Raw genomic sequence first — 7,233 nt, forward strand, 5'->3', positions numbered from 1 at the left:
CCTAACATATCTCTCAATCAGTCTATTTACCTACTCTAATTGAGGGCTTTTAATTATTGATTTTTTTTGAGATTTTTCGTTAGCTATGTATTTGAAATTACCGAATAATTAAGGTTTAAAGCCTCCGCTTTTTCCCCTATCTAAGGGGAGGCTTCAAGGCGCGAATTATTTAATAATTAATAATTAATTAATTATTAATTGTTGAAGGTTGAAGGTTGTGGCACATCATTTCAGTTATCAGTACCTTCTTTAATAGGGAGGCTACGAAAATTCGGAATATTCTTTATTTTATCCCCTTAAAAGAAGAGACTTGAGACCCAAATTTTTCAGTCAATATTATCTCAAAGGAAAATTTTCCTTACTTAAATATATAGTGTTTATCAGCTTTTGTAAGGTTTACTTGTTTTTCTTCTTTTATTTTCCCTGGTTCCGATTCCCTAAAATCTATAACTTTCTAACTCATATCAAATCCGGGAGAATTGGACATAAAAAAATTCTCCAATCGTCAGAACTACGCTCATCTTTGTAATTCTCTCTCCTCCTGACCTAATTACGACTTAACCAATCTATAACTGTTTAACAGGATTTGATATCACTCACACTTGAGAATTGCTATATTAAAAGCTATAACTATCTTCAGACTCAAGAGTCATACCTCTAGATATTATATTTCTATTCTCATTGAGAAATTATTTAGGAAAATTTGTATTATTTTATGGCCTGTATTGCCTGAAATATCATTGATAAACTTAATATTCAAGATAGTGACAGAGAAAAATATAGATATATTCTGTGCCAAATATTTTCTAATTTGAGAGAACTGTTGATTTTTTCAGGGTTAATTGCAGAAAATATTCAGTAGAAATTTCCCCTCTTAACGGGTAGGAATCCTCCATTGTTATTCTCTAGTATTTATCGCACAATTAGAGTATAGGGTTTCTCGGTAAGTCTGAGGTACAGTTAATCTTTTCTATTTGCTGTTCCCTGTTCCCGAAAAGCTAGAATTTTTTATTTTACAAGTATGCTAATTGCTATATATCATAATAAATAATTATAAAATTTAAGTAGTAGAGTTATGACCAAGAAACAAGTTAATTAATGGATAATGGATAATGGATAATTACCTCTGGTTAAAACCGTACAGGAATTGAATATAAGGAAATATTATTTCTTCTCTTGGTAGATTGGATATGGCGTTAACGAAGTGGCTCTGCAAGAGCGGGAGACCTCGCCATCCCTCTACCGCTTTTTTCCCCTTGAAAGGGGAGGCTTTAAAGAGTGAATTATTTAATTAACAATTAACAATTATTAATTATTCGGTAAATAGCCTCCTCAGTCAAGGGGATAAAAAAGGAAATTGTTGATTTTATTCGCCTCTCTATTACTGGAAGTACTGTTAACTGATAACTGATAACTGAAATGACAAACCCACAAAACCAAATTACCCAAACTTATGCTCAAGATGATGTTCAGCAAATTCTCCAACTTGCTTTAGCACATCGCTCTGAAGGAGGCGAACTTACAAAAGCACAAGTATTAGAAATTGCCCAGGAGATGGGTATTTCTCCTGAAGAATTAGCAGCAGCAGAACAGGAATGGCTTGCCCAACGGGGTGAGTCTCAAGAAAAACAAATTTTTAATCAAGTTCGCCGAGAAAAATTAAAGCAAAGTGCGATTAAATATGGAATTGTTAATTCATTTTTAATGCTGCTTAATTTAGTAACTGCTCATACTCTTTCCTGGTCTTTACCAATTTTATTATTGTGGGGATTATGGTTAGCTTTGGATGCTTGGAAAACTTTTCAACTGGAAGGAGAAGATTATGAAAATGCTTTTCAAAGATGGCGTTTAAAGAAAAAGGTAGGGCAATCTATTGGTTCTTTGGCGGATAAATTTTTCAAGAATATACAGTCTTGAATCATAATCAGCATAATTTATAAGTATAGGGAATAAGAAGATTTTTTTGATTAATTAAAAGCATTTTATATTGCTTCTTTTCCCTTCCTCATCAAATATAGCAATCCTATTTAAGTTGTAATATTTTGCTGGTAGGGGCGAATGGCTATTCGCCCCTACAGGAGTCAGGAGTCATAATTTTAAAGGTTTTTAGTTCAAATTAACTATTAGAAAAATTCTCACAACCAATCCGCGGATTGCATAAGCAAGCTAACGTGACTTATTCATAAATTAGTCATCCTAATATTGACGTTAATATTTCTACAAAAAGCTCTATTGGAACTGATATAGCACTACGCAAATAGGGCGCGGACATTTCTAAATCCTGAAACCTTTTGATAGTCAACTGTTCCCTGTTCCCTGTTCCCTATTCCCTAGCGCGTAGCGCTATATTACTATGAGATTTATCAACCCCAAAATTGATTATACCTTTAAAAGAATATTCGGCTCTAACAAAAGTTAAGAGATACTAATCAGCTTTTGAAATGCAATTATTTACAATGGTGAAAGTATTATCAAATCTCTCACAATTATCAACCCATATACCCCTGGTAAGATTATCACTTTAAAAGAAACTTATTTAGATATCAAAGCAGTTTTATAAGACCATTCGGTTGTGATTATTGAAATGCAAATTGCTACTACAATTGCTTTTGATAAATGAGTAGCTTATAATCTCTCAAAAACTTATGCTAATCAATTAGAAAGAGGGTAACGTTATCATTTGCTAAATCCAGTTATTGCCGTGACAATAACAGATTTTTTTATGTTCAAAGAAACTGATAAATTTGTAACTAATTTCGTCTTTAAAGAGAAAGATGAATCATTTACATATAAATCAAATTTGATCAAGTTAATATTTGTAGAATTGCCAAAATTTCATAAAAATTTGGCAGAATTAGAGACATTAATAGATAAGTGGATTTATTTTCTCAAGGAAAATTCTCGCTTAGAAACAATTCCAGAAATTTTGGGAGAAGTACCAGAAATAGAACGTGCTTTAAATATTGCTAATCAAGCCAACTTTTCCTTAGAATAATTAGATGAAGTAGACCGACAGGGGATGGCTTTGCAAGATGATAGAGGCAGAATAAATGCTGCTAAATTAGAGGTATTAATGCGTATACTAAATAAACAATTTGGTGAAATTTCTCAAGAGATAACTCGCCAGTTTGATTATTTATCTGATACAGATTTCGATGATTTAGCTGAGGCTATTTTGGATTTTAATAATCTGGATGATTTATTAAGTTGGTTGGAGGAGAGAATCTCTTTTGATGATTAATTAAACTAAATTTATACAGCATTTTCCTACTTGATGAAGTACACATACTCGGGAATAGGGAATAGGGAAGATGCATCGGAGGATAGAGAATCAGCAAAAAAATATTTACCCCGTCAATTAACCACATTAATCTGGAATATTTTATATTATACCAATTCCAAAAAATAACGCTATACTTCCTCAAAACTTCAGTTATTCAGTAATAATAATAGTTCAGTAATGTTTCTAACAATTCGTTTGAAAAGAGCAAAAATATCTTATTCGGTTGAACCCTACTCCCTACTCCCTACTCTCAAGAAAAGAAACGATCGCTCACCTAACTAATTAAGAAAGCGATCGCCTCAAATTTTTCACTAATTTTTTGACAAAATGTCGATATTAAACTGATGATTTAGGCATCTAAAATAGAAACAACAATTTCACCAGAATTATCTTCTTCATAAACATCCAGTAACAAAGCACTAACCGTAATTGTCTCTTTAACTTCTAATGTCATGGTATCGTCATATCCATTCAAAGAAGACCATGTTGCTACAGTTTCTACATTAGTCTTGAGGTTAACAAATTTTCCACCATATATCCACAGTAATACAAATGGTTCAGCAGTCATGCCACTAGCATAGCTAAATGCTCCACTCTTAATCCGCAAAACATACATACCAGGTTCTAAAGTGGCGGATGCGGCCTCATTCTGTAGGTTATCCATCCATGCTTTATCTACTATTAAGCAGTTCTTCTTACTATCAACAGTGAGGTTTTTCATGTGAATTTATCTCTTCTTTTTTCAGGTTAAGTATGAATTTTTGGCCTGTTTAAGACAGGTTTAATTGAGCAGTATATTACCTGCTATTGCTTGAGCAAATATCAATATACTATAGCGCTATACGCAAGTCAAAAGTTACAAGTAATTTCTGAGTAAGTTTTTGGCAACCCAAACATTATTTACCAATGTCCACGCTCTAAATACTTACTCCTATATCACAAAGTTGTATCTAAAAAACTAAAAAATTTAATCAAGTAAAGATTGATCAATCAAACTAAAATAGATATTTATTACCAAAAATTACTTTCCTATATCTTACTCCTCACTTTGCCTAGTAAAAATACAGCACTTCCCGATGTTATGAGGTACACCTATCGCGGGCAAGATCCCCGCACTACAATAATTTTACTATTCACGCCTTGTACCTCATTAGTCCGAAATATGCTGTATATTATTACCGTGAATTTGAGCAGTTTTTTTTTTAATTATAAATTGCTAGATTCTCAACACAAAATACTTTGATTTCTCTATATATAACCTAACTAAAACCTATCAATTTGTCGCGATTTTTCTGATAATTTTGCTTCTTTTTGACCCATAATTCTTGCCCTACCATTTAGCAAACCAATAGGAGTATTAAATAACTCTAATACCTCTGCTTTACCTGATATTATTTTAACTGTTGTTAGGGGTAATTCTTTTAATAACCATCTACTCAAACGATACACATATTCTTTAGTTTTCAACTCTCTCATTAAATCAACGCCATGTAGTTCATGCAAATATTTATTCGACTTTCCATACCTGCGCCATTGACTTTGTAAATCTTTCCAAGTTGAACGATGTCGATGTTTAATTATAGCCTTTTCGGCAAACTTAAACTGATAAGATGTGTCTCGTAAAATCCGCCAACAAATATCAGCATCTCCACCTGTTGTTAAGTAAGGACGAAATAATCCTACTTCTACAAATGCTTGCTTTCTAATAGCTAAGTTAGCAGTTTGACCATAAGGGCAAAATGGATGAGCTAAAGTATGTTTTTGGGAAAGAGTCTCTTGTTTGTCAGCGTATTTTTCTAATAAACTATCACCGGGTAAAGCAAGTATTTCCCCCACTACAAGACCAACATTAGAGTCAGAAAATGGCTGAATTAAATTTTCTAACCATTCGGGTTGGGGGCGACAGTCGCCATCAGTAAAAGCCAGTATCTCGCTATTAGCTGCCCGAATACCAGCATTACGAGCAGCATAAGAACTTTGAATCTGATTTTCTGCCAGTGGGCGAATCGTAATTTCCTTTGACTCTGCTGCTGCTTGAATAATAGAACTACTACGATCGCTACTATTATTATCTACCAGTAAATATTCTACTTTGTCGGCAGAATAAGTTTGCGATCGCAGACATTCTATCAACTCTGGCAAGTCTTTCTCACCATTATAAATTGGTATAACTACTGAAACTTTTGTCATTTTACCCGCTCAAGGAAGTTGTTAAAATTTTCAATGACTAATAGACATCTCCAAATAATCAAAAATCAAATCAATTATAGTACTCTTAATCGATCAATTTTTTCCCCCTACTCCCTACTCCCTACTCCCTATTTTCTAATGTAATAAGCAGAAGCTAACTAGAATTGAACTAACTAAATAAAAAGTTCCTACCACTTGAGTTTCTAACCAACCCGATAGTTCCAAATGATGATGGAAAGGAGCCATTTTAAATAACCGTTTACCTACTCCATCATGACCTTTTGTTGCTTTGTAATAACTCACTTGAGCAATTACAGAAAGAGTTTCTATCAAAAAAATTCCACTAATAATTAAAAGTACCCAGAGAGTATTAGTCAGTAAAGCAACTGCTGCTAAACCACCACCCAAAGCTAAAGAACCCGTATCACCCATAAACACTTTAGCAGGATTACGATTATGAGCAACAAAACCAAGACAACTACCACTCATGCAAGCACAGAAAATCATCAGCTCTAAAGAGGTAGGGGCTAAATAAGCTCCTAATCCTAAAAAAGCGATCGCTCCCAAACCGCCCATTAACCCATCAACACCATCAGTAAGATTTGTAGCGTTACTTTCAGCAACTAAAACAAAACCTGCCAGAGGCCAAAATAGCAATCCCAAAGATAATTCTAGACCAAAAGGTAAAGCAATATTACTAATCGTACTAGGCTGACTCCATGCTAGCCACCCACAAAATAGAATAGCAAAACCAATCTGCAAAGCCAGTTTCATTTTTGGAGATATTCCTTTATTAGACTTGCGTTGCAAAATTTGCCAATCATCTAGCCAACCAATAAAGCCATAAGCTAGAGTAAGTAAAGATACAGCTATTACATCTGGGTGAAATCTGGACAATATCAGGGCGATCGCTACTCCCACTGGTACAAAAAATATGCCTCCCATAGTTGGAGTCCCAGCTTTTTGTAGGTGGGCTTGGGGGCCATCCTCCCGGATTATTTGTCCAGCTTTCAGCTTTCTTAGTATAGGTAGAGCAAAATACCCTAAACTTACAGTTAATAGGCCACAAAGAATTAGGGGAAAAGTAAGAGATCCGATACTAAAAATCCTATTAGCCATACCATCTAGAATCAAGGCAAAGAAACTTAATCCTAAACCTAGACCCCATAATAAATTTTCTCCCGATAAGGTGATAGACTTATTCAAAGTCAACTTATTTTGCATAAAAAAACTCCTCAACACACACTTTTTTAGATTTAAAATTTGATAAATAACTATCAAGTTTAGCTAATAAATAAATAGCTTTTTGGTCATCACAAATCTTTATTCAACTGCTTCATCTGAATTTTCATCCAAAGGCTCATCATCATAAGAATTGTCATCTACAGCTATTAATGCTGAGATTTCTTCTTCTTCTTCTGTGTATTTCTCTGATTCAACGGGGTCTCTAGGCAACATTTTGCCTGATGATTCCAACCAATCAACTAAAGATGAGTCTCGTTGGGCAGTAATTACATCTGCAGGTTCATGACGAGGTATTAGAAGCAGAGAGGGATTATAGAGTGTAACTGTTGGTGACTGGGATTGATTATTTCTACGGCTAATAGCTCCGATTTCTTTTTCTACTGTTTTTTCTACCGTTGCTTCTACAATGCTTGTTGATACCGTTGGTTTTGCTACTGTTTCCTGTACTGGGGTTTGTGGCACTACAGGTTGTGGCACTACTGTTTCCTGTACGGGGGTTTGTGGCACTACAGGTT

At 34.2% G+C, this 7,233-nt stretch carries 7 protein-coding genes; 3 read left to right on the plus strand and 4 right to left on the minus strand.

Features of this window, described 5'->3' with window-relative positions; translation table 11 throughout:
* Window positions 1–1,419: 1,419 nt before the first annotated feature.
* From ACP6PM_RS02940 to ACP6PM_RS02950, 3 genes are all read left to right on the plus strand, one after another.
* Window positions 1,420–1,917 carry a 2TM domain-containing protein gene (locus ACP6PM_RS02940; RefSeq protein WP_426581701.1) on the plus strand — a complete coding sequence of 166 codons (498 nt, stop codon included), beginning with the start codon at window positions 1,420–1,422 and terminating at the stop codon, window positions 1,915–1,917.
* A gap of 763 nt (window positions 1,918–2,680) precedes the next feature.
* On the plus strand, window positions 2,681–2,995 hold the full coding sequence (locus tag ACP6PM_RS02945; protein ID WP_426581703.1) for a PD-(D/E)XK nuclease family transposase: 315 nt from the start codon (window positions 2,681–2,683) through the stop codon (window positions 2,993–2,995).
* Between the two features lie 24 nt (window positions 2,996–3,019).
* The gene (locus ACP6PM_RS02950; protein WP_426581705.1) at window positions 3,020–3,241 is read left to right on the plus strand and encodes a DUF4351 domain-containing protein; all 222 of its coding nucleotides are present in this window, start codon (window positions 3,020–3,022) and stop codon (window positions 3,239–3,241) included.
* A gap of 391 nt (window positions 3,242–3,632) precedes the next feature.
* Here the strand turns inward: ACP6PM_RS02950 and ACP6PM_RS02955 are convergent, their stop codons facing one another.
* The 4 genes from ACP6PM_RS02955 to ACP6PM_RS02970 all read right to left on the minus strand — a co-directional run.
* Window positions 3,633–4,004: a hypothetical protein gene (locus ACP6PM_RS02955; protein ID WP_426581707.1), complete on the minus strand. Its 372-nt coding sequence runs from the start codon at window positions 4,002–4,004 to the stop codon at window positions 3,633–3,635.
* 542 nt (window positions 4,005–4,546) lie between these two features.
* Window positions 4,547–5,473: a glycosyltransferase gene (locus ACP6PM_RS02960; RefSeq protein WP_426581709.1), complete on the minus strand. Its 927-nt coding sequence runs from the start codon at window positions 5,471–5,473 to the stop codon at window positions 4,547–4,549.
* Window positions 5,474–5,608: 135 nt separating this feature from the next.
* Window positions 5,609–6,697, minus strand: coding sequence for a phospho-N-acetylmuramoyl-pentapeptide-transferase (gene mraY, locus ACP6PM_RS02965; RefSeq protein WP_426581710.1), 1,089 nt, complete (start codon window positions 6,695–6,697; stop codon window positions 5,609–5,611).
* 99 nt (window positions 6,698–6,796) lie between these two features.
* A partial coding sequence (locus tag ACP6PM_RS02970) for a DUF3134 domain-containing protein (RefSeq protein WP_426581712.1) occupies window positions 6,797–7,233 on the minus strand: 437 nt, incomplete at its 5' end.

The organism is Dapis brunnea BLCC-M229, assembly GCF_050015995.1.
In the GTDB taxonomy this organism is placed as follows: Bacteria; Cyanobacteriota; Cyanobacteriia; order Cyanobacteriales; family Microcoleaceae; genus Trichodesmium.

Bases quoted from the DNA above. Each gene is read 5' to 3' on its own strand.
- ACP6PM_RS02940 (WP_426581701.1), top strand. From the start codon at position 1,420: ATGACAAACCCACAAAACCAAATTACCCAAACTTATGCTCAAGATGAT.
- ACP6PM_RS02950 (WP_426581705.1), top strand. From the start codon at position 3,020: ATGGCTTTGCAAGATGATAGAGGCAGAATAAATGCTGCTAAATTAGAG.
- ACP6PM_RS02955 (WP_426581707.1), bottom strand. From the start codon at position 4,004: ATGAAAAACCTCACTGTTGATAGTAAGAAGAACTGCTTAATAGTAGAT.
- ACP6PM_RS02960 (WP_426581709.1), bottom strand. From the start codon at position 5,473: ATGACAAAAGTTTCAGTAGTTATACCAATTTATAATGGTGAGAAAGAC.
- mraY (WP_426581710.1), bottom strand. From the start codon at position 6,697: ATGCAAAATAAGTTGACTTTGAATAAGTCTATCACCTTATCGGGAGAA.